The organism is Phaeovulum sp., assembly GCF_047638075.1.
Taxonomy (GTDB): Bacteria; Pseudomonadota; Alphaproteobacteria; order Rhodobacterales; family Rhodobacteraceae; genus UBA6197.
Genome location: NZ_JBLJBV010000021.1, coordinates 44,824 through 67,137, shown reverse-complemented (window position 1 = coordinate 67,137; position 22,314 = coordinate 44,824). Strand labels below are relative to the sequence as shown.

Sequence of the window (22,314 nt, the reverse complement as noted above, 5' to 3'; positions counted from 1 at the left end):
AACGCGAAGATCGCGAGCGCGAAGAAGCGCTGAAAGCCAAGGCCGAAGAAGACGAGCGCAAGGCCCGCGAAGCACAACTGCGCGCGCAGAAAAAAGAAGACGTGCGCAAGCCTTCTGCGAAAGAGGCCGCACCCCTTGATCCGGCCGCAGCCGAGGCTGTTGCGTCGCGCGCCGAAACCAAGGGCGTTACCCTTGCCGGCCCGCGAAAGACCGACCGCGAGCGCGACACCCGCAGTAATGATCGTGGTGACGCACGGGGCAAAGCCAAAACCGATGACAACCGCCGCACCGGCAAACTCAGCCTGAATCAGGCGCTTTCGGGTGAGGGCGGGCGCACACGCAGCATGGCCGCGATGAAGCGCAAACAGGAAAAAGCCCGGCAAAAGGCCATGGGAACCGGTCAAAAAGCCGAGAAAATGGTCCGCGACGTCCAATTGCCGGAAACCATCGTGGTGCAAGAGCTGGCCAACCGCATGGCTGAACGTGCCGCGGATGTTATCAAATCGCTCATGAAAATGGGCTTGATGGTCACAATGAACGAGCCGATTGACGCCGATACCGCCGAACTGGTTATCGAGGAATTCGGCCACAAAGCAGTGCGCGTGTCGGATGCTGACGTTGAACAGGTCATCGATACCGTCGAGGACCGCGACGAAGACCGCAAGCCGCGCCCGCCGATCGTGACGATCATGGGTCACGTCGATCACGGCAAGACCTCGCTTTTGGATGCGATCCGCAGAACTACCGTTGCCGGTGGCGAAGCAGGCGGCATTACCCAGCATATCGGCGCCTATCAGGTGACGACCGAAACCGGTGCTGTTCTTACGTTCCTTGACACGCCGGGTCACGCGGCCTTTACCAGCATGCGCGCCCGTGGCGCCCAGGTGACCGATATCGTTGTGCTGGTCGTGGCTGCCGATGATCAGGTGATGCCGCAAACGATCGAGGCAATTGCGCACGCCAAGGCCGCAAAGGTGCCGATGATCGTGGCGATCAACAAGATCGACAAATACGAGGCGAACCCGCAAAAGGTGCGCACGGATCTGTTGCAGCATGAAGTGGTCGTCGAGGCCATGTCGGGCGATGTTCAGGATGTCGAGGTTTCGGCAAAAACCGGCATCGGGTTGGATAACCTTCTGGAGGCGATCGCCCTTCAGGCCGAAATCCTTGACCTGCGTGCCAACGCCGACCGCAATGCGGTAGGTGCGGTGATCGAGGCCAAGCTGGATGTCGGCCGTGGCCCGGTCGCGACCGTTCTGGTACAAAACGGCACATTGCGGCAGGGCGATATCTTTGTTGTCGGGGAGCAGTGGGGCAAGGTCCGCGCGCTTATAAACGACAAGGGCGAGCGGGTTTCCGAGGCACTGCCTTCGGTCCCGGTCGAGGTGCTTGGCCTGCACGGCACCCCCGAAGCGGGCGATGTGTTGAACGTCGTCGAAACCGAGGCTCAGGCCCGCGAGATTGCCGACTATCGGATGGATGCGGCAAAAGACAAACGTGCCGCTGCCGGGGCGACAACGACACTGGAACAACTGATGGCCAAGGCCAAGGCGGATCTGTCTGTGGCCGAACTGCCGATTCTTGTGAAGGCTGACGTGCAGGGTTCTGCCGAGGCTATCGTTCAGGCGATGGAGAAAATCGGCAATGAAGAGGTGCGTGTGCGCGTGCTTCATTCCGGGGTTGGCGCAATCACGGAAACCGACATCGGCCTGGCCGAGGCGTCAGGCGCGCCGGTGATTGGTTTTAACGTACGGGCCAACGCCTCAGCACGGGCCAGCGCCAATCAAAAGGGTGTCGAGATCCGTTACTACTCGATCATCTATGATTTGGTGGATGACATCAAAGCTGCCGCGTCGGGCCTGCTGAAAAACGAGGTGCGCGAGCATTTCATCGGCTACGCCGCGATCAAAGAGGTGTTCAAGGTGTCGGGCGTGGGCAAGGTTGCCGGGTGCCTTGTCACCGAGGGCGTGGCGCGCCGGTCGGCGGGTGTGCGCCTGCTGCGCGACAACGTGGTGATCCACGAAGGCACGCTGAAGACGCTCAAGCGGTTCAAGGACGAGGTCAAAGAGGTGATCTCGGGTCAGGAATGCGGGATGGCCTTCGAAAACTACGAAGACATCCGCAACGGCGACGTGATCGAGATTTTCGAGCGCGAAGAAGTTGTGCGCAAACTGGACTGATGCGCGAAAACCTTCTGTGCCCAACACCAAAGAAAAGCCGCCTGATCTCAGGCGGCTTTTTCGTTGCATGGGCGCCGGCTTCGTGTAGCTGCAAGCAAGGGATGGGGTTGCCTTACAGCCAGTCGCGCAGGATCGGGATCAACGGTACATCCGCAGGCGGCATCGGGTAGTTGCGCAGATCTGCGGGTCGCACCCATGCAAGGCGCTGCCCTTCGCGCGGCTGCACGATGCCTGTCCATTTGCGGCAGGCAAACAGTGGCATCAACAGGTGGAAATCCGGGTAGGTATGGCTTGCAAAGGTCAACGGCGCGAGGCACGAGGCATAGGTGTCTATCCCCAACTCTTCATGCAATTCACGGATCAGCGCCGCTTCGGGTGTCTCGGATGGCTCAACCTTGCCGCCCGGAAACTCCCACAGCCCTGCCATGGATTTGCCTTCCGGGCGCTCGGCCAGCAGGACACGACCATCCTTGTCAATCAGCGCGACAGCCGTGACCAATAGTATTTTCACGAACGGTAATCCGCGTTGATGTCAATGTAGCGGTGCGTCAAATCGCAGGTCCAGACCGATTTCGACGCCTTGCCAAGGCCCATATCGACACCGATGACCAGCTCCGCCCCCTCCATATAGGCCGAGGCTTTTTCCTCGTCATAGGACGGCGCGCGCCAGCCATTTTCGGCCAGAACCATATCGCCAAAGCTGATTTTCAGCCGGTCGCGGTCAGCCTTTGCGCCGGATTTGCCAATGGCGGCAACCACCCTGCCCCAGTTTGCATCTTCGCCAGCGACCGCGGTTTTGACCAAAGGCGAATTGGCGATTGCCATGGCCACCCGGTGCGCGTCGGCGGCATCGGCGGCCCCGGTCACCCGCACCTCAACAAATTTCGTGGCCCCCTCGCCGTCGCGCACCACCTGATGCGCGAGGTCCATCATCACACCACGCAGCGCGGCCTCAAAGTCTTTGGCAATCTTGCCGCGCAGATCACCGATTTCGGCGGCAGCGCTTTGCCCTGTTGCCGCCAAAACCAGCGCATCCGAGGTTGAGGTGTCGCTATCCACGGTGATCGCGTTGAACGTATCATCAATTTGCCGCGACAGGATCTTTTGCAAATTCTCGGCCGAGATTTTCGCGTCGGTAAAGATATAAACCAGCATCGTCGCCATATCGGGCGCAATCATGCCCGACCCTTTGGCAATACCCGCAATGCGGATTGCGCCGCCCTCGCCCTGCACCTCGGCCATGGCACCTTTGGGGAAGGTGTCGGTGGTCATGATCGCACGGGCGGCATGTTTGATCGCCGCAGCATCAAGCGCTGCGACCAGATCCGGCACCTTGGCTGTGATCCGGTCGTAGGGCAGCGGCTCCCCGATTACCCCGGTCGAGGATGAAAACACCCGGCTAGCCGGCACACCCAGCGCCGAGGCAACAGCGCCCGTGACCGCATCGACCGCCTCTTGCCCCGCCGCGCCGGTAAAGGCGTTGGCGTTACCGGAATTGACGATGATCGCGGCCCCGGCATCTGCGGGCGCCGTTACCGCCAGCTTGGCCTGACAGTCCAGCACGCAGGCCGCGCGGGTGGATGACCGGGTAAAGGCCCCTGCAATCGCAGTGCCCGGCGCAAGCCGCACCAGCATCACATCGGTGCGCCCCGCATAGCGAACCTGCGCCTCGGCTGCAGCGAACTCGGCCCCCGCAATAACCGGAAGCGCGGGAAAGGCGGCAGGCGCCAGGGGTGACACCGGGTTTGGTTTCTTGCCCAGGGAAGTATCCGCCAAAATCGCATCCAGCCGCTTTTCCAGCTTGGCAAGTTTCGACTTCAGCTTTTTTGCCTTGGCCTTCCAGCCATCCGCTTTTTTCGACTCTTTCTTGGCCATTGCCCTGCCCTTTTGCTTAGTTGCCCAGAATCGACGTGTCTTTCAGAATTGCCGGATCAACGCCTTCGACCTGCTTTTCAATCTTGGCTTTTTCAACAACCTCCGCAACCCGGGCTTGCACAGCCTCTTGGCGCAAATCGCCTTCCAGCTCGGCCCGGACATCCTCGATCGAGGGGGCCTCGGTCAGGCGGCTGTCGATCAGTTTGATGATGTGCCAGCCATATTCGGTCTGCACCGGCCCGGCGATGTCGCCCGGCTTCATCGCGGCCACGGCGTCGCCAAAGGGCTTGACCATCGCCGCCAAACCGAACCAGCCCAGATCGCCCCCACCCGCAGCCGCGCCATCGGTCGACTTCAGCTTGGCGGTTTCGGCAAAATCGGCGCCAGCGCCGATCTCGGCTTTGATCGCCTTGGCCTCATCCTCGGTTGCCACGATGATATGGGCGGCGTTATATTCGCGCGTGGGCTCGGCCGCGGCGTATTTCATATCATAGGCGGTTTTGATGCCGTCTTCGGTGACAGCGCTTTTTGCGGTCTGATCCAGAACCGCACCCGCCAGATAGGCCCGCCGGTCCACTTCCAGCATCATCTCATCGCGCTTGGTCATCTTGGCCGCGCCGATTTCCGACAGGGCGGTTTGCTGAATCAACTGATCCAGAATACCCGTAAACAACACGTCATCGGCAAGCGTCTGATATTCCGCAGGCAGGCTATCGCGCACGGCAACCATATGCCCCAACGTAATCTTGGTGCCATTCACCGTAGCCATCACGCTATCGGCGGTAAGATCTGCGGCATGGATTGGCCCGGAAATCGCCAATGTCAGCGCGGTTGCACCCAAAAATTTCGTAACAATCGACATCAAAGCCACTCCTTTAAGGCCACGGACCCCCGTGGCGTTGACACTTTGGCGGCTGGCGCTTACATCGCCAAGGGTCTTGTCATGGCCCTGTCCGCCCATATTTGCCCGCCGTTCTAGGCTCGCACTGAGGCGCGGGCAAGGCCGACAATCACACGAATTGGTCAGTCGATCCTGCGGAGAAAACATGCTGGGCTTTGGGACACTCGCGAAAAAGGTTTTTGGCACCCCCAATGACCGCAAGGTAAAATCGGTGCGCCCGCTTGTGGCGAAGGTCAACGCACTGGAAGCCGAGTTTGAAAAGCTCTCGGATGATGAAATCAAGGCGAAAACCAAAGCACTGTCCGCACGGGCGCAGGGCGGCGAAAGCCTTGATGATCTGTTGCCCGAAGCCTTTGCAAACTGCCGGGAGGCGGCCCGTCGGGCGCTTGGCCTGCGGGCATTTGACACGCAGTTGATGGGCGGCATTTTCCTGCATCAGGGCAATATTGCCGAAATGAAAACCGGCGAAGGCAAGACCCTTGTCGCCACCTTTCCCGCCTATCTGAACGCACTGGCGGGCAAGGGCGTGCATATCGTGACCGTCAACGACTATCTGGCAAAGCGCGATGCGGAATGGATGGGCAAGGTCTATGCGCAGCTGGGCCTGACGACAGGGGTGGTTTACCCCAACCAGTCGGATGAGGAAAAGCGTGCCGCCTACAAGGCGGACGTGACCTATGCCACCAATAACGAACTGGGCTTTGACTATCTGCGCGACAACATGCGCGGCAGCATTGCGGAAATGGCGCAGCGCGACCATTTCTTTGCGATCGTCGACGAGGTGGACAGTATTCTGGTCGATGAGGCGCGCACCCCGCTGATCATCTCTGGCCCCAGCCAGGACCGCAGCGACCTTTACCGTGTGCTGGATGCCTATATCCCTGAAATCCTGCCCGAGCATTTCAAGCTGGATGAAAAGACCCGCAACGCCACCTATACCGAAGAGGGCAACGAATTCATCGAAAACCGGCTGCAGGAAGATGGCGTTTTGCCCCCCGGTCAGTCGCTTTACGATCCCGAAAGCACGACTATCGTGCATCACGTCACCCAGGCCCTGCGCGCGCATAAGCTTTTCCACAAGGATCAGAACTACATCGTGCGGAATGATGAGGTGGTGCTCGTCGACGAATTTACCGGCCGGATGATGGCGGGCCGCCGCCTGTCGGATGGTCTGCATCAGGCGATCGAGGCGAAAGAGGGCGTCACCATCCAGCCCGAAAACGTGACCTTGGCCAGTGTGACCTTTCAAAACTACTTCCGCCTTTACGAAAAGCTGGCCGGGATGACCGGCACCGCCTCGACCGAAGCCGAAGAGTTTCAGGAAATCTACAAACTGGGTGTGGTGGAAGTACCCACCAACCGCCCGATCCAGCGGAAGGATGATCACGACCGCGTTTACCGCACCGCCAATGAAAAATACGCCGCCGTCGTGGTGGCAATCAAAAAGGCGCAGGCGGTTGGTCAGCCGATGCTGGTTGGCACAACGTCGATTGAAAAATCGGAAATGCTGTCGGATCTTCTCAAGAAAGAGAAAATTCCGCATAATGTTCTGAACGCGCGCCAGCACGAACAAGAAGCAACAATCGTTGCGGACGCGGGTAAGTTCGGCGCCGTGACGATTGCCACCAACATGGCCGGCCGCGGCACCGACATTCAGTTGGGCGGCAACGTTGACATGAAGGTTCTTGAGGCGCTGGCCAAAGACCCCACCGCCAACCCCGACACGCTTCGCACGCGAATCGAGGCCGAACACGCCGACGAAAAAGCGCGCGTCATTGCTGCGGGTGGCCTGTTTGTGCTGGCGACCGAACGTCACGAAAGCCGCCGCATCGACAACCAGCTGCGCGGCCGTTCCGGCCGTCAAGGCGATCCCGGCCGTAGCCTGTTTTTCCTCAGCCTCGAAGATGACCTGATGCGCATTTTCGGGTCGGATCGTCTGGACAAGGTATTGTCCAGCCTTGGCATGAAGGAAGGCGAGGCAATTGTGCACCCATGGGTGAACAAATCGCTGGAACGCGCGCAGGCCAAGGTTGAAGGCCGTAACTTTGACATCCGCAAACAGTTGTTGAAATTTGACGACGTGATGAATGACCAGCGAAAGGCCGTGTTCAGCCAGCGCCGGGAAATCATGGAAGCCGACGACATTTCCGAGATTGCCCGCGATATGCGCCATCAGGTGATTGATGATCTGGTTACGGAATTCATGCCGCCGAAATCTTACGCCGATCAGTGGAACACGGACGGTCTGCACGAGGCCGTGCTGACCAAGTTGAATATTGATCTGCCGATTGCGTCCTGGGCCGCCGAAGAAGGCGTCGACCAAGAGAGTATTCGCGAGCGGCTGGAGCAGGCTACCGACGCCTTCATGGCACAAAAGGCCGAGGTCTTTGGTGATGAAACCATGCGCTCGATCGAAAAGCAGATCCTTTTGCAGACGATCGACACCAAATGGCGCGAACATCTGGTAACATTGGAACACCTGCGTTCGGTCGTCGGGTTCCGCGGTTATGCGCAGCGTGACCCGCTTTCAGAATACAAGACCGAAAGCTTTCAGTTGTTCGAAGCCCTTCTTGACGGGTTACGCGCAGATGTAACCCAGCGGCTGGCACAGATCCGCCCACTGACAGCCGAAGAACAGGCCGCGATGATGGCGCAGGCCGCCCCAAAGGCCCCCGAAGCAACCGCGCCGCCCCCCCTTGTCGAGGGGTTTGACGAAGCCGATCCAAGCACCTGGGGCAACCCCTCGCGGAATGACCCCTGCCCGTGCGGTTCGGGGGAAAAGTTCAAACACTGTCATGGTCGGCTTGCATAACCAATCCGCCACGGATTACGGCATTGAAAGGGCGGCGAAAGCCGCCCTTGTCACTATATAGCCGTATACAGGCGGTTTTTCCCTTATATCAAAGAAGCGTTGGCGTTTGGCATCACCAAGAATGCCTTTTCCTCGTCATGGCTTCGCCCCTTTTCGCAATTAACCCTGTCTTAAGAAGTTGAAATCTGGGGGAAATCATGCGGATCAGGCAAAACGCCGCGCCGGTTGGTGTAGCGCTTCTTGTGGCAGCGGCTGCAGGGCATTTCATGCAAAGCGGCGCCATTCCAGACCGTCACGCCACGATATCAGGTGCTGAAACGCTAGAGAAATCCGCAGGGCTAACCAACATCACATCGGTTGCCGGTGTCTTCGACAACCAAAAGACGCGCAAGACAGCCTTTAATCTATCGAATTCGACAGCGTTCCCAAAACTTCCCAATCGTCACGTTCCCCCCGATTTGGCGGCCTCCTATGCAGTAACTCCCCCTGCGGAAGCCTCGGCCAGCTTCACCTCTGATTGCCCAGCACCCGAATGCCCGGCCGATCGTGACAATCATAACCGGGTGCCGGCCCCGTAGTATGATTGCCTGCGCCCGCTTGATAACCGTGTGACAGGCATGACAGCTGATCCGCCGGCCACGGCGACCGCGCCAAATTCGGAACGGATCCCTATTTCCATTTGTGCAACACGCGGCGAAGCGGCAGGATCAGCGCCTTGGCTGGTCCCTGGCCGGGGGATTTTCAATCTGCATCGGATTACCGCCTGCGGGCCTTGATCGTTTCTCCGCGCGATGTCGTCAGCACCAAGGCGCCTTCATCATCGACAGTGTGAGTGTCCACCGCGGCAAGTAACCCCAAAAGGCGTTGCTCTTGTTCCATAAGGGCCGGGGGGCAGGCCATCATGGTAACGCCACCGAGGGCGATGGACAGCGCCCCGTTTTCCACTGTGTAGTTGGCGATCAACCGATTGCAGGTGGCATTTCCGGCCAAGCTGCCGTCGGGCAGAAACAGCAGGCTTGCGGGGCTGTTGTCGATCACGCCCCTGCCCGCGATATCCTCGATGATCCACTCTCGTCCGATCAGTTGGGGGGCCTCTTCCTGCGCCATGAGGTAGTCGGCAACCGCGCGGTATGCCGGTAACGAAGTCGGATCGCTAGCCGCGTTTGCCGCAACCGGGTTCGACGCGAACCGCACGATTACCATGTTGGCCGCCGGATCCACCCAGACAGTCTGCCCATGCACGCCGCGCGCCGCAAACGCGCCGTGATCGTCATGGCTGATCCACCACATGCCGCGATAGCTCCATCCGGGCAGCAACTCATATCCGGCCCTGGCGAAGGCGGTCGTGTCGCCACCCTGACGGATGCGGGCAATTGCCTCGGCGGGGATGATCTGATCGCCGTTCCAATTGCCCTCATTCAGCATCAACTGGCCAAAGCGCGCCATGTCGCGCAGCGTCGCGTTGAACCCCCCGCCCGCAAAAGGTGTGCCGATGGAATCGACAGTATAGAATGCCTCACGCTCGGCGCCGATCCGCGACCAGATACGGTTGGAAAAATAGTCAGCCGCAGAAATACCCGTGGTGCGCGCGATCAACCAGCCTGCCGCATCCGCATTCACGGTCTTGTAGCCGAAGGCATCGCCATGTTCACCCTTCTTCTGAACGGTCTGGAGATAGTCAAAATAGCTGCGTGGCCCGTTCTGCCCTTCTGGCGCTGGCAGGGGGCTGCCGGCTTTGGCATATTCCCAGACTTCGGCATCGGGGTCGGCATAATCCTCGGAATAATTCAGTGCCGTCGTCATCTCCAGCACCTGTGCCACGGTGGCATCACCAAATGCACTGTCCGCCAGTTCGGGAATGACATCTGCCATCTGCGCCGCTCCGTCCAGTTTGCCCTCGGCAACCAGCACTTCGGCCATAAGCCCGGTCAGGCTTTTCGTGACTGACATCGCACCATGCAAGGTGTCTTTGTCCAGACACCCATCATAGCGCTCGTAAACAACGCGGCCCTTGTGAAGAACCAAAATACCATCGGTGTAGTTTATACCGAACGCGGCGTTCCACGTCAGGGGGGCGCCGCCGCCAAGCGGTGTAAAGGTCACAGCGTCCAACCCGGCATCAGGGTCGGCGGGAAGCGCGCTTACCCCATTGGTGCCATTTCGGACGGCGACGGACGGCATCAGTTCACGAAAGTGGCACACGGTCCAGCGCAGCTTTGGGAAAGAAAAATAGTCAGGGTCAGTAAAACGGATGGTTTTGTCCGCAGGCGGTGGAAATCCCTGCATCCAGCCAAGGGTATTTGGGTCTGATGCCCCTGCCCCGAGTGGCGCGGTCGTCTGCCCCATGGCGGTACTGCCCAATGTCAGGGATACGGTCGTGATCGCTGCAAGCATTCTGTTCATCGTCGTTTTCCTTAACCGAGTTCGTGCACGCCCTCAGGATTTGCCCGCCAATCCAGTTTGCCGCGGGGCTTATGGTAAAATCGCGCCATTCACCATGTTTTCACCTTACCCAACCGGCGCACCGCGACCAAGCCCACCCCGCCCCCTTCACGGGACCGGCGCTTTGCCATCGTCTTTTCCGCCGGATTGAAGACACCGTTTCAACATCTCTTTGGAAATGATTATCGCGGGCCGCAGCGCCGATATCGCATGATACCCACCGCGCACATAAAATAAGAGGGGGTGTTGAATCCCATCACAACGCCGCCATAAATCTGGAAGAGAAACAAACTGCCTCAGTATTCAGTAATTTGCCAAAGCGCCTCGCAGGTTTGGGATTTGACAAAGACTTGTGATCCGTCCTGATCAAGCCAAGCTTCAAACTCGGCCGTCGTGGGGGTGGTTTTCTTGACGCGCGCAAAAGCCGCTCAATCACGGGCTTTCTCCGGAGTCAGGTTACTGACACATTAAGTTTCCTAAGGCTGTCAGGCCCGCATGATTCAAGCCCCACACAAAAGGGGAGAGGATGCCGTCATCGAAAAAGACCTTGTCGCGCGCCCCGGTGCCGCAGGCTGAGGCAAAGAAGAAACCAGAGAATGATCAATGATATCAACATGGTGCGGGTGAAGGGACTCGAACCCCCACGCCAAAGGCGCCAGAACCTAAATCTGGTGCGTCTACCAATTCCGCCACACCCGCAACAAGGCGCCTTCTAGCAAGTGGTTCGCACAAAGGCGAGCGAAAAAGCACAGATCGGGTGATCAGCAGATAGGCTAGAAAAAGACCAGCGATTAACCAGTTATTGCCTTATTGCTGCGAAAAGGTAAAAGAAAGGGACTGTAGGATTACCACAATGGCCAAACTGATTACTGGACACCACGCCATGCATGGAACCACCATGCCCCAGCCCACCTCGACCCGCTACGGTGGTATCGCGCGGGGTAGCGAGGTGCGCACAACGGAAGGCCCGCTTCCGGTAGAATATCTACTCGTCGGTGATAGTGTGGTCACGCATTCTGGCGTGCAAAAGATCACCCATATTCATCAAACCATGATCGTCGGGCCGATGATCGGTATTCGGTCCTGCTGTTTGGGGTTTGAGCGCCCGACGCAGGCGTTGCTGTTGGCACCGCAAACGCGGGTGTTGCTGCGTGATTGGCGGGCGCGGGTGCTATACGGGAAGAAATCGGCGCTCGTCCCGGTCGAACGTCTGGTGGATGATGCGTTCATAGCGCCCATAGCATCAGTTCGGGTGCAGATTTACACATTGACGTTGGACGCTTCGGCGGCATTCTATGCCAATGGCGTCGAGATCGGCACCGAGCCGATGCGCGTGACCGCCAAAGCCGCGCCATTGACCCGCCGCATTCAGGCGTGAAGCGTTCTCAAAACGGCCGGCAACGCATCGGGTAAATCCTCGGCGATAAGACCGGGACCGATGTGGCGCGCAGCTTCGACATGAAGCCACGCGGCTGTGGATGCCGCCTGAAAAGGGGCAATTCCCCGCGCCAATAACCCGGTGACGAACCCCGCCAGCACATCGCCCGCCCCAGCCGTCGCAAGCCAGGGTGCGGTGCGCGCGTAATGGGCCGAATTGATGCCGCACTCACCCTCGGGGGTGGCAATAACCGTATCCACACCTTTAAGCAGCACAACGCACCCGGCCCGCGCTGCGGCATCGCGCGTGGCGTCCACCTTGGAATAGGCGGGGCCCTTGGTAGCGGGCGCATCCAGTCGCGTAGCGATATCGGGGAACAGGCGTGTGAATTCACCTTTGTGAGGGGTCAGCACACAGTTTTTGTGCAGCGCCGCGAACAGCTTATCCGGCGCGCCCGCGTAGGCCGTCAGCGCGTCCGCGTCCAGAACACAGGCGCGCTTTGCCGCCAGCGCCGCCGGAACCATGGCCCGCGCCCGCGCTACCCCCAGACCGGGGCCCAACAGCAAGGCGTTCAACCGTGTATCCGCAATCATTTCATCAAAGGCCGCCGTATCTGCCAGCGTGCGCAGCATCACCGCATCCAGCCGCGCGGCATTTTCCGTCAACGCCTCGGGGGGGCAGGCCACTGTTACCAGCCCCGCACCGATGCGCAACGCGCCGCGTGCCGCCAGACGTGCGGCCCCCCCCCTGCCCACCCCACCCGACAAAACCAACGCGTGGCCGTGGGAATATTTGTGTCCTTCAATCCGCTTGGCAAGAATTCCTGAGGCGTTTGCAAACCCCGACAAGGTTACCGGGCGCTTGGGCCAATCGCCAACAGGCGGTATCGAGGGCGGATCACCGTCGCAGGCAGTCAACCCGATATCGGCCACTGCGACACGACCGCAAAAATATGGGCCATACGCCAGAAAATGCCCCACCTTTGGCCATTGAAACGTAACCGTCAGATCCGCGCGCAGGATCGCGTGTGGTTTTTCTACCTGCCGATCAAGCCCCCTGCCGCTGTCCGCACAAAGCCCGGACGGCACATCTACTGAAATCCATTTCGGAAACTCCAGATCGCGGCACTGCGCAGAGAGGTCAAAAAGACCGTCCAAACCCTCAACCTTACGGGTCAACCCGGTTCCAAACAGCGCGTCCACCACCACCTGAGCGCGCGCCACGGGGGGCATCTGTTGTGGATCGTGAAAAACGGCCGCGGGAATCAGTTGGCTGACTGCGGCGCGCTCAAGGGGGCGAACCCCTCCCATCGCACACCACCGCGTATAATTGCTGCGCGCATCGGGCGGCAGTTTCGCCGGATCGCCAGACAAAAACACCTCTACAGTCCAGCCCCATTCTGTCAACAGCCGCGCAATGACAAAGCCATCGCCCCCGTTATTACCCGGCCCGCACAGCACCACCGCCCGATGCGACGTCGCCTGCAACTGCGGCCACGCCGCAAAGATCGCGCTTACGACACCCTGCCCCGCACGCTCCATCAGGTCACGCCCCGTTACGCTGCCCATATTGATCGCGGCCTGTTCCACGGCGCGCATCTGACCAGATGTCAGTAGGAAATGGGTCATCGCGCCCTCAAAGTTGTAGTTGCGCCCAAAAAATATGCCTTCCGCCTTAAATTTAGGCAAAACCGAGGGAATCTGCCTTTCCCGAAAGGTGGAAATAGCCTAGCCGATTGCCCCCCCGCTTTGAAAGTGGTCACAACGCACCAACACCAATCGCAAAGAGGTCTGGCCGGATGAAAAAGGTTGAAGCAATCATCAAGCCCTTCAAACTTGATGACGTGAAAGAGGCCCTGCAAGAAGCGGGCATTCAGGGGCTTAGCGTGATTGAGGTCAAAGGGTTTGGGCGCCAAAAAGGCCATACAGAGCTTTATCGCGGCGCCGAATACGTCGTCGACTTTCTGCCCAAGGTGAAGGTCGAAATGGTCTTGCCCGACGATATGGTGGAAACCGCGATCGAGGCGATCATTTCTGCCGCCCGGACCGAAAAAATCGGTGACGGCAAGATCTTTGTATCGCCGGTGGAACAGGCAATCCGCATCCGGACCGGCGAAACGGGCGACGATGCGCTTTGACGCGCCCTGCCTAGCCAATCAATCAGGGGGCATGCCCCCAAACCGACGCCCTAACGAAAGGTTGCAGTCACATGAGTAAGGTTAATGAGGTCATCAAGCTGATCAAGGACGAGGCGGTCGATTACGTCGATGTGCGCTTCACAGACCCGCGCGGGCGCTTGCAGCATGTCACGCTATGTTCGGATCTGATTGACGAGGATTTCTTTGAAGAAGGCTTCATGTTCGACGGATCGTCGATTGCCGGCTGGAAGTCGATCGACCAGTCCGACATGAAGCTGATGCCGGACGCGGAATCGATCTATCTGGACCCGTTCTATGCGGAAAAAACGCTGTGCGTGCATTGCAACGTCGTCGAACCCGACACCGGCGAGCCCTATTCGCGCGACCCGCGCGGCACGGCGCTGAAGGCCGAAGCCTATCTTAAATCGACAGGAATAGGGGATACCTCTTACTGGGGGCCCGAGGCCGAGTTTTTCCTGTTTGACGACGTGCGTTTTAGCGTCGCGATCAACAAGGTCTCATTCGAGGTTGATGCGGTCGATGCCTCGTGGAACAGCGACACTGAATATGAGATGGGCAACTCGGGCCACCGCCCCGGCGTCAAGGGCGGCTACTTTCCGACAAACCCGACGGACGCCGCCCAGGATCTGCGCGCTGAGATGCTGTCAACGATGAAGCGTATGGGGATCCGCGTTGACAAGCATCACCATGAGGTCGGCTCAACCCAGCACGAACTGGGCATGCTTTTTGGCGGGTTGGTCGAACAGGCCGACAACATGCAAAAATACAAATATGTGATCCACAACGTGGCCCATGCCTACGGCAAATCGGCAACCTTCATGCCCAAGCCGATCAAGGGGGACAACGGGTCCGGCATGCATGTCAACATGTCGATCTGGAAAGACGGCAAACCGATTTTTGCGGGCGACAAATATGCCGATCTGTCGCAAGAGGCGCTGTGGTTCATTGGCGGCATCCTGAAGCACGCCAAAGCGCTGAACGCGATCACCAACCCTTCGACCAACAGCTACAAGCGGCTGATTCCGGGCTTTGAGGCGCCGGTTCTGCGGGCTTATTCCGCGCGCAACCGTTCAGGCGCGATTCGTATTCCCTGGACCGAGTCGCCCAAGGCGAAACGGGTGGAGGCGCGCTTTCCCGACCCGGCGGCCAACCCCTATCTTTGCCATGCAGCGCTATTGATGGCAGGGCTGGACGGGATCCGCAACAAGATCGACCCCGGCCCGGCGTCGGACAAGGATCTTTATGATCTGCCCCCCGAGGAACTGGCCGAAATTCCCACCGTCTGTGGCTCATTGCGCGAGGCGCTGGTCGAACTGGAAAAAGACCACGACTTTCTGTTGGCCGGTGATGTCTTCACCAAGGATCAGCTCAACGGCTACATGGCGTTGAAATGGGAAGAGGTTTACGCCTTTGAACACACGCCCCATCCGGTAGAATACCAGATGTATTATTCCTGCTGAGGCAGCGGAAAGCACAATCCTGAAGGGCGCTGAAACCGGCGCCCTTTCACACGGGTTTCGCCGCTTGATCATATTCAAGGGACGCCACCTTACCGCCCCTACAATAGCGGCACCCTCTGCGGTGACAATGCGCCAAAGACGGTTGAAAAATATCAAATACGGGCCAGTTTGTCGCGCAAGACCAGGACCGAGGCGTCATCGCTGTAGTCTTGCAACCGCGCCAACGGCACCCATGCAAGCGCCGTCGATTCTGCCAGGGCACGCGGCGGTGACTCGGCGGCAATAAAGACATAGCGCAGATCGTAATGCAGGTGGGCAGGGTCCGCACCGCAGGCCGGACTTTCATGGATGTCGATATCCAGAATGTCACTGCCCAGCGGGTCGATCCGCGGCAGACCGGATTTCTCATACGCCTCTTTCAGGGCCACGAAGCGCGGGTCACGGATGCCATCGCAGTGCCCGCCGGGGTGCAACCAGCGCCCCTGCGTCGCGTGGCGGGTCAACACCATCTTGTCGCGCGCGGGGTTGACCACCACCGCCGACCCGGTGACATGACCGGTAGCAGGATCGCGCCCAAAGGCCGCCGATTCACGCGCCAGAAACGCAGCAAGGCGCGCCGCCATTGCCTGATCGCGCGCGTTTTGCGGCGTGAAGACCCCGATCTCGGGCAAATCCATAACTCACCTCTTTTGTCACCCCTACCTTGCCCGCCACGCCATAGCCAGCCACTAGCGCCCATCGGCACCTTGCCCCGGCGCTGTCCAGCCGCTATCAGGCGCACAACCCCAGCAAACAAAGGTCCCGTCATGATCCCGCGCTATTCCCGCCCCGAAATGGTCGCCATCTGGTCGCCGGAAACCAAGTTCCGGATCTGGTATGAAATCGAGGCCCATGCCTGCGACGCCCAGGCCGATCTGGGGGTGATCCCACGCGCCAATGCCGAAGCGGTCTGGCGCGCAAAGGATGCGACGTTTGACGTTGCACGGATTGATGAGATTGAAGCCGTCACCAAACATGACGTGATCGCCTTTCTGACCCATCTGGCGGAACATATCGGGGCGGATGATGCGCGCTTCGTGCATCAGGGGATGACCAGTTCAGATGTGCTGGACACCACGTTCAACGTGCAGCTGGTGCGCGCGACCGACATTTTGCTGGCCGGTATGGACCGTGTTCTGGCGGCGCTGAAAAAACGCGCGTTCGAGCATAAGGACACCGTCCGCATTGGCCGCAGCCACGGCATCCATGCCGAACCAACCACCATGGGCCTGACCTTTGCGCGCTTCTACGCCGAAATGGACCGCAACAAGAACCGTTTGGAAAAGGCCCGCTGGGAAGTGGCCACCGGCGCGATTTCAGGTGCTGTCGGCACTTTTGCCAATATCGACCCGGCGGTCGAGGAACATGTGTGCGAAAAACTGGGCCTTCGGGTCGAGCCGATCAGCACGCAGGTCATTCCGCGTGATCGTCATGCGATGTTCTTTGCCACGCTGGGTGTCATCGCCAGCAGCATCGAAAACGTCGCAATCGAGATCCGCCACATGCAGCGCACCGAGGTGCTGGAGGCTGAGGAGTTCTTCAGCCCCGGTCAAAAGGGCTCGAGCGCGATGCCGCATAAACGCAACCCGGTGCTGACAGAAAACCTGACCGGCCTTGCGCGGCTGGTGCGGATGTCGGTGGTGCCTGCCCTGGAAAACGTGGCGCTTTGGCACGAGCGCGATATTTCCCATTCAAGCGTTGAACGCGCGATCGGCCCTGACACCACAATCACGCTGGATTTTGCCCTGCACCGTCTGGCTGGGGTGATTGAAAAGCTGGTAATATACCCCGATAACATGTTGGCAAACATGAACAAATTTCGCGGTCTCGTGATGAGTCAGCGGGTGCTTTTGGCGCTGACGCAGGCGGGTGTTTCACGCGAAGACAGCTACCGTCTGGTGCAACGCAATGCGATGAAGGTCTGGGAAAAGGGCGCGGATTTCAAGACCGAGCTATTGGCCGATGCTGAAGTGATCGCCGCCCTAAGCCCTGCCGCGATCGAGGAAAAGTTTGATCTTGGCTACCACACCAAGCATGTCGACACCATTTTCAAGCGGGTGTTTGGTGCCTGATCACGCAGCCGTGATAGGGTGATTCGCACCGCTTCGTGGTCTTCTTTTCGTCGTTACAGGAAAGGAGACCACCATGAAGACCAAAGTGTTTGCACTGCTGGCCCTTCTATTTTTACCGTTCTCGGCTGTGGCCAACGGCTGTCACGATGACCGCCAGGCGACGCGCTGCCCGGTGGGTCAGATCTGGGATGCGGGCGTCAATGCCTGTGTAATCCAGTCCAGCTAGATGAAAAACAAATACGGGTAAGGGCCTTTTAACCCCGCTGTGCGAGGCTGTCTTTGATCGGTCTTTACCGATATCAAGGAGGGTCGGGTGAACGCAATCGCACCATTTCAGGGTCTGGGCCGGCTGACGGAATTACCCCCACCTGCATCGCTGACACGGCGCCAGAAGGCAGCGGTAATCGTGCGTCTGCTCTTATCAGAAGGCGCGCAATTGCCGCTCGCCCAACTATCCGAAGATGCGCAAACCGCACTGACCGAACAGATCGCCGGGATGAAAATGGTGGACCGCGACACCCTGTCTGCGGTGATCGAGGAGTTTTGCGAACATATTGAGAAGGTTGGATTATCCTTCCCTGAGGGCCTGGATGGGGCGTTGACGATGCTGGACGGGCATCTTTCGGCCTCGGCATCAAATCGGCTTAGACGGATGGCAGGAGCCAGTTCCAAATCTGATCCGTGGCTGCGGATTGCGGGGCTATCGGTGGATCAGTTGTTGCCGGTATTGGAGGAGGAAAGCACCGAAGTTGGCGCGGTGATGCTATCAAAACTATCCGTAGCGAAGGCTGCCGAGCTGTTGGGGCGTTTGGCGGGGGACAAGGCGCGGCGGGTGGCCTATGCGGTCTCGCTGACGGGTAATGTCGCGCCGGAAACGGTCTGGCGCATAGGACAGGCGTTGGCCGGGCAATTGGACGCGATTCCGACGAAAGCCTTTGATACCGGGCCTGTTGAACGTGTCGGCGCAATCCTGAACTATTCGGCGGCGGCAACGCGGGATGCGGTTCTGAAGGGGTTGGACGAGGAAGATCAGGTCTTTGCCGACAGGGTTCGCAAGGCAATCTTTACCTTCACCAATATTCCCGCCCGTATTGACGCGCGTGATATCCCGAAAATTCTCAGGGCAGTGGATCAGGCGCAAATGGTTTGCGCACTGGCAGCCGCCACCGGCGAAGATGCCGCATCAGCCGAGTTCATCCTCGCGAATATATCGCAACGCATGGCAGCAGCGTTACGCGAAGAAGTAAGCAATCTGGGCAAGGTCAAAGAGAAGGATGGGGAAGAGGCAAAGGGCGCGATTGTTGCTGCAATCCGTGAAATTGAGGCCGCGGGCGAAATATTCCTGATTGCAGAAGATGAAGATTAGCATCCTGCCCGCCCCGACCCAGCCCTGGGGCGGCAATCGCGGGCATAAAAAGCACCAATTTTCATGCCGCTTTGCGCCTGCTGTTAACGCCAACAGGGTATGTTTTCGCTAACACATTGATTTGAAGGATTTTATTACCGTAGACGCCATGGTATGCAAACCCATGGGAGAGGCGCAGCAGGCCCCCGCGCCCGTGACTTGCGAGACATAGGAGAGCGCAATGACCGTCACCATCGGGATCAATGGTTTTGGCCGCATCGGGCGCTGTACTTTGGCCCACATCGCCGAAGCTGCACGAAATGACGTCCAGGTCGTCAAGATCAATGCCACCGGCCCGATCGAGACGAACGCACATCTGCTTAAATACGACTCGGTACATGGGCGGTTTCCGGGGTCGATCCGGGTCGAAGGGCAAACCCTGGATCTGGGGCGCGGCCCGATCGAAGTGATGTCGACGTATGAGCCGGAAGAGCTAGACTGGTCAGGCGTCGATGTTGTTCTTGAGTGCACTGGGAAATTCAATTCTCGCGACAAAGCGGCAGTTCACCTCACTCGGGGCGCACGCCGGGTGCTGGTTTCAGCGCCTGCAACCAATGCCGACAAGACCGTGGTTTATGGTGTCAACCACCGCCAACTGACAACCGATCATCATGTTGTCTCAAATGGGTCATGCACGACCAACTGTCTGGCACCACTGGCAAAAGTGCTGAACGACACGATCGGAATCGAACGCGGAATCATGACTACGATTCACAGTTATACCGGCGATCAGCCGACGATGGACCGCCGACACAAGGATCTTTATCGCGCCCGTGCGGCCGCGATGGCGATGATCCCCACCTCAACCGGTGCGGCCCGGGCGCTAGGCGAAGTGCTACCCGAACTGGCGGGCAAGCTGGACGGAACCGCGCTGCGGGTGCCGACGCCCAACGTGTCGGCAGTGGACCTTACCTTTGAGGCCGGAAAATCCGTAACCCGCGATGAGGTCAACGAAATCGTACGCGAAGCGGCTGCCGGCTACATGGGCATGGTGCTATCTTATGATCCCGAGCCAAAGGTCTCTATCGACTTTAACCACACGCCCCATTCATCCATATTTGCCCCCGAGCAAACCAAGGTTGTCGGTGGACGCACCGTGCGTGTACTGGCTTGGTATGATAATGAATGGGGCTTTTCATGCCGTATGGCCGACGTGGCCGGTGCGATGGGGCGCCTCTTGTAGCAAGGGGCGCCATAAGGCCGGATGACGAACAAAATTGCATTGGGCATCGGGCTATTGATTGTCGCATTTTTTCTGATTGATTTCGTATTCTACGGTTGGAACGCAAGTCTTTTCATAGCTAAAAAGATCTTCGATCTTGTCGATTACGTCGCTTTCTGGCGCTAAACGCCCTAGTTATGGGTTGACGTTTAGCGATAAACACCGATGTTAGCGCTAAACTAACAGTAGGGTGTCACCCTGCTTGGTTCAGGAGGTGATGATGACGGTAAAGGTAGCGATAAATGGATTTGGCCGGATCGGTCGTAACGTGTTGCGTTCAATCATCGAATCAGGACGAACTGATATCGAGGTGGTAGCGATCAATGATCTGGGGCCGGTGGAAACCAATGCGCATCTGCTTCGCTTTGATTCGGTTCACGGTCGTTTTCCCGCGACGGTTACGACCACAGCCAGCACGATTGACGTAGGCCGGGGCCCGATTGAGGTGACCGCCATCCGCAGCCCTGATGAGCTGCCGTGGGCACATGTCGATATCGTTCTGGAATGCACCGGGATCTTTACCGCACGCGACAAAGCAGCAAGCCACCTTGAAAATGGCGCTAGCCGAGTACTCGTTTCTGCCCCTTCGGCGGGGGCGGACAATACCATTGTTTACGGGGTCAACCATGACACGCTGACAGTGGATCAGCTTATTGTGTCAAACGCCTCTTGCACCACCAACTGCCTGTCACCGGTGGCAAAGGTGCTGAACGATACGGTCGGCATCACCAAAGGTTTCATGACCACCATTCACAGCTACACCGGCGATCAGCCGACACTGGATACGATGCACAAGGATTTGTATCGCGCCCGCGCCGCCGCCCTAAGCATGATCCCGACCTCTACCGGGGCCGCAAAGGCGGTAGGATTGGTTTTGCCCGAGCTGAAAGGCAAACTCGATGGGGTCGCGATCCGGGTGCCAACACCGAATGTGTCGGCCGTTGACCTAGTGTTTGAGGCGTCACGCGACACGACTGTTGAGGAGATCAACAGCATCATTCGCACAGCGGCGGATGGCTGGCTGAAGGGTATTTTAGGTTACACAGACATGCCAAACGTAAGCATGGATTTCAACCATGACGCCCATTCCTCCATTTTTCATATGGATCAAACCAAGGTTCTATCGGGCCGTATGGTTCGTGTGCTGGCCTGGTACGACAATGAATGGGGTTTCTCGAACCGAATGGCAGACACCGCCGTGGCGATGGGAAAACTGATCTGACGTTATTTTGGGGGGGCCATGCCCCCCGACACCTTGTCAAATCGCCGGGGCCAAGCTTTGTTTCGGTTGCCGCGTTCCTTGATCAAGAGTTCGCCAGAAGTCAGCCGAATTTCTGGTCAAGCCGCACCTTGACGTCAGACGAGACGAATTTTGAAACATCCCCACCTAACCGCGCTATTTCCTTGACTAGTTTCGAGGCGATTGCCTGACGCTGGGCATCAGCCATCAGGAACACCGTCTCGACTGTAGAGTCCAAGGCGCGGTTCATGCCAACCATTTGAAACTCATATTCAAAATCAGTGACTGCACGCAATCCGCGAATGATGACCCCTGCCCCCACATCGCGGGCGCAATCAATCAGCAGATTTTCGAACGGGTGCACCAGGATCTCTCCGCCTGTCTTGACCATGACATCGACGCACGCGGTCTCCAACATCGCAACCCGTTCTTCCAGCGAAAACAGGGGCCCTTTATCGCGATTTATAGCGACCCCGATCACCAGCCGATCCACCAGCACCATAGCGCGCTGGATAATATCAATATGGCCCAGCGTCACTGGGTCAAAGGTGCCCGGATAAAGGCCGATACGCATGAGGTCTCTCCTTGGTCCGCCTTGAAAGATTTTTGCACGCAACTATATTGCGCCTCAAAATGCAAGGGCGGCTTTGGCCAAATGCGGCATCAGTTCCCCATGATCATTCCGGTAAGAGCCTCTTTTTCCATTGCCAGTTCCGACAGGCGTGCCTTCACCACATCACCGATGGAAATCAGGCCGATCATCTCGTTATTTTCCATGACCGGCATGTGGCGAAACCTGCCCTCGGTCATTATTTCCAGCACTTGAAGCGCAGAGTCATCACGGGTGCAGCCGATGATCTTGCTGGTCATGATGTCGTCCACCTTGTCAGCCATGCAAGCGGCACCCTTGCGGCCCAACTCGCGCACAATGTCACGCTCGGACAAAATCCCGGCGACATTCTTGCCATCGGGCGATACGATAACCGCACCGATCCGGCGGCTTGATAATAGCTCCGAGGCTGCACCAACCGTTGTTCCCGGTTTGACAGTGACCACTTCATGCAGTGCCTTCGAGTTTAGAATTTGCAGAACCTGCATCATGATCTCCTTTTTAACCCGCCTTTTCGTAG

Annotated in this window: 19 protein-coding genes and 1 tRNA gene; 11 read left to right on the top strand and 9 right to left on the bottom strand. The window is 58.4% G+C overall.

Features of this window, described 5'->3' with window-relative positions; translation table 11 throughout:
* On the top strand, window positions 1-2,180 hold a 2,180-nt coding region (gene infB, locus ACM62R_RS03070), incomplete at its 5' end, for a translation initiation factor IF-2 (RefSeq protein WP_415182601.1).
* 112 nt (window positions 2,181-2,292) lie between these two features.
* On the opposite strand, the gene ACM62R_RS03065 is transcribed toward infB, so the two are convergent.
* Genes ACM62R_RS03065 through ACM62R_RS03055 form a run of 3 tightly spaced genes read right to left on the bottom strand, consistent with a single transcriptional unit; the run spans window position 2,293 to window position 4,917 of the window.
* Entirely contained in the window at window positions 2,293-2,691 is a 399-nt protein-coding gene (locus ACM62R_RS03065) for a (deoxy)nucleoside triphosphate pyrophosphohydrolase (RefSeq protein WP_415182600.1), read from the bottom strand.
* Window positions 2,688-4,055, bottom strand: a complete 1,368-nt coding sequence (gene argJ / locus ACM62R_RS03060) for a bifunctional glutamate N-acetyltransferase/amino-acid acetyltransferase ArgJ (RefSeq protein WP_415182599.1) — start codon at window positions 4,053-4,055, stop codon at window positions 2,688-2,690. Before argJ ends, ACM62R_RS03065 begins: the two co-directional genes overlap by 4 nt.
* A 16-nt stretch (window positions 4,056-4,071) precedes the next feature.
* The gene (locus ACM62R_RS03055; RefSeq protein ID WP_415182598.1) at window positions 4,072-4,917 is read right to left on the bottom strand and encodes a peptidylprolyl isomerase; all 846 of its coding nucleotides are present in this window, start codon (window positions 4,915-4,917) and stop codon (window positions 4,072-4,074) included.
* A 184-nt stretch (window positions 4,918-5,101) separates the two neighbouring features.
* Here ACM62R_RS03055 and secA point away from each other — a divergent pair, with 184 nt between their 5' ends.
* Window positions 5,102-7,768, top strand: a complete 2,667-nt coding sequence (secA, locus tag ACM62R_RS03050; protein WP_415182597.1) for a preprotein translocase subunit SecA — start codon at window positions 5,102-5,104, stop codon at window positions 7,766-7,768.
* 756 nt (window positions 7,769-8,524) lie between these two features.
* Here the strand turns inward: secA and ACM62R_RS03045 are convergent.
* The gene (locus ACM62R_RS03045) at window positions 8,525-10,171 is read right to left on the bottom strand and encodes a serine hydrolase (protein ID WP_415182596.1); all 1,647 of its coding nucleotides are present in this window, start codon (window positions 10,169-10,171) and stop codon (window positions 8,525-8,527) included.
* 654 nt (window positions 10,172-10,825) lie between these two features.
* Window positions 10,826-10,909 (bottom strand) — tRNA-Leu (locus ACM62R_RS03040).
* 154 nt (window positions 10,910-11,063) lie between these two features.
* Here ACM62R_RS03040 and ACM62R_RS03035 point away from each other — a divergent pair.
* Window positions 11,064-11,588 carry a Hint domain-containing protein gene (locus ACM62R_RS03035; RefSeq protein ID WP_415182595.1) on the top strand — a complete coding sequence of 175 codons (525 nt, stop codon included), beginning with the start codon at window positions 11,064-11,066 and terminating at the stop codon, window positions 11,586-11,588.
* Here ACM62R_RS03035 and ACM62R_RS03030 read toward each other — a convergent pair.
* The gene (locus tag ACM62R_RS03030; protein WP_415182594.1) at window positions 11,579-13,216 is read right to left on the bottom strand and encodes an NAD(P)H-hydrate dehydratase; all 1,638 of its coding nucleotides are present in this window, start codon (window positions 13,214-13,216) and stop codon (window positions 11,579-11,581) included. The genes ACM62R_RS03035 and ACM62R_RS03030 overlap by 10 nt on opposite strands.
* Window positions 13,217-13,386: 170 nt before the next feature.
* On the opposite strand from ACM62R_RS03030, the gene ACM62R_RS03025 reads away from it, so the two are divergent.
* Together ACM62R_RS03025 and glnA are read left to right on the top strand one after the other, a co-directional pair.
* Window positions 13,387-13,725: a P-II family nitrogen regulator gene (locus tag ACM62R_RS03025; RefSeq protein WP_415182593.1), complete on the top strand. Its 339-nt coding sequence runs from the start codon at window positions 13,387-13,389 to the stop codon at window positions 13,723-13,725.
* 71 nt (window positions 13,726-13,796) lie between these two features.
* Window positions 13,797-15,206, top strand: a complete 1,410-nt coding sequence (gene glnA / locus ACM62R_RS03020) for a type I glutamate--ammonia ligase (protein WP_415182592.1) — start codon at window positions 13,797-13,799, stop codon at window positions 15,204-15,206.
* Window positions 15,207-15,358: 152 nt separating this feature from the next.
* Here glnA and ACM62R_RS03015 read toward each other — a convergent pair whose 3' ends face one another.
* Window positions 15,359-15,883: an NUDIX hydrolase gene (locus ACM62R_RS03015; protein WP_415182591.1), complete on the bottom strand. Its 525-nt coding sequence runs from the start codon at window positions 15,881-15,883 to the stop codon at window positions 15,359-15,361.
* A gap of 129 nt (window positions 15,884-16,012) precedes the next feature.
* On the opposite strand from ACM62R_RS03015, the gene purB reads away from it, so the two are divergent.
* The 6 genes from purB (at window position 16,013) to gap (ACM62R_RS02985) (ending at window position 21,166) form a co-directional block, all read left to right on the top strand.
* On the top strand, window positions 16,013-17,317 hold the full coding sequence (purB, locus tag ACM62R_RS03010) for an adenylosuccinate lyase (protein WP_415182590.1): 1,305 nt from the start codon (window positions 16,013-16,015) through the stop codon (window positions 17,315-17,317).
* Window positions 17,318-17,390: 73 nt separating this feature from the next.
* A complete protein-coding gene (locus ACM62R_RS03005; protein WP_415182589.1) occupies window positions 17,391-17,543 on the top strand; it encodes a hypothetical protein in 153 nt (50 codons plus the stop codon).
* Window positions 17,544-17,630: 87 nt separating this feature from the next.
* The gene (locus ACM62R_RS03000) at window positions 17,631-18,683 is read left to right on the top strand and encodes a flagellar motor switch protein FliG (RefSeq protein WP_415182588.1); all 1,053 of its coding nucleotides are present in this window, start codon (window positions 17,631-17,633) and stop codon (window positions 18,681-18,683) included.
* 220 nt (window positions 18,684-18,903) lie between these two features.
* The gene (gap, locus tag ACM62R_RS02995) at window positions 18,904-19,905 is read left to right on the top strand and encodes a type I glyceraldehyde-3-phosphate dehydrogenase (protein ID WP_415182587.1); all 1,002 of its coding nucleotides are present in this window, start codon (window positions 18,904-18,906) and stop codon (window positions 19,903-19,905) included.
* A gap of 21 nt (window positions 19,906-19,926) precedes the next feature.
* Window positions 19,927-20,070, top strand: coding sequence for a hypothetical protein (locus ACM62R_RS02990; protein ID WP_415182586.1), 144 nt, complete (start codon window positions 19,927-19,929; stop codon window positions 20,068-20,070).
* 94 nt (window positions 20,071-20,164) lie between these two features.
* On the top strand, window positions 20,165-21,166 hold the full coding sequence (gene gap / locus ACM62R_RS02985) for a type I glyceraldehyde-3-phosphate dehydrogenase (RefSeq protein WP_415182585.1): 1,002 nt from the start codon (window positions 20,165-20,167) through the stop codon (window positions 21,164-21,166).
* Window positions 21,167-21,266: 100 nt separating this feature from the next.
* Here the strand turns inward: gap (ACM62R_RS02985) and coaD are convergent, their stop codons facing one another.
* Together coaD and ACM62R_RS02975 are read right to left on the bottom strand one after the other, a co-directional pair.
* Window positions 21,267-21,758: a pantetheine-phosphate adenylyltransferase gene (gene coaD, locus ACM62R_RS02980; RefSeq protein WP_415182584.1), complete on the bottom strand. Its 492-nt coding sequence runs from the start codon at window positions 21,756-21,758 to the stop codon at window positions 21,267-21,269.
* An 89-nt stretch (window positions 21,759-21,847) separates the two neighbouring features.
* Window positions 21,848-22,282 (bottom strand): CBS domain-containing protein, encoded by a 435-nt coding sequence (locus ACM62R_RS02975; protein ID WP_415182583.1) that lies wholly within the window; start codon window positions 22,280-22,282, stop codon window positions 21,848-21,850.
* Window positions 22,283-22,314 lie beyond the last annotated feature (32 nt).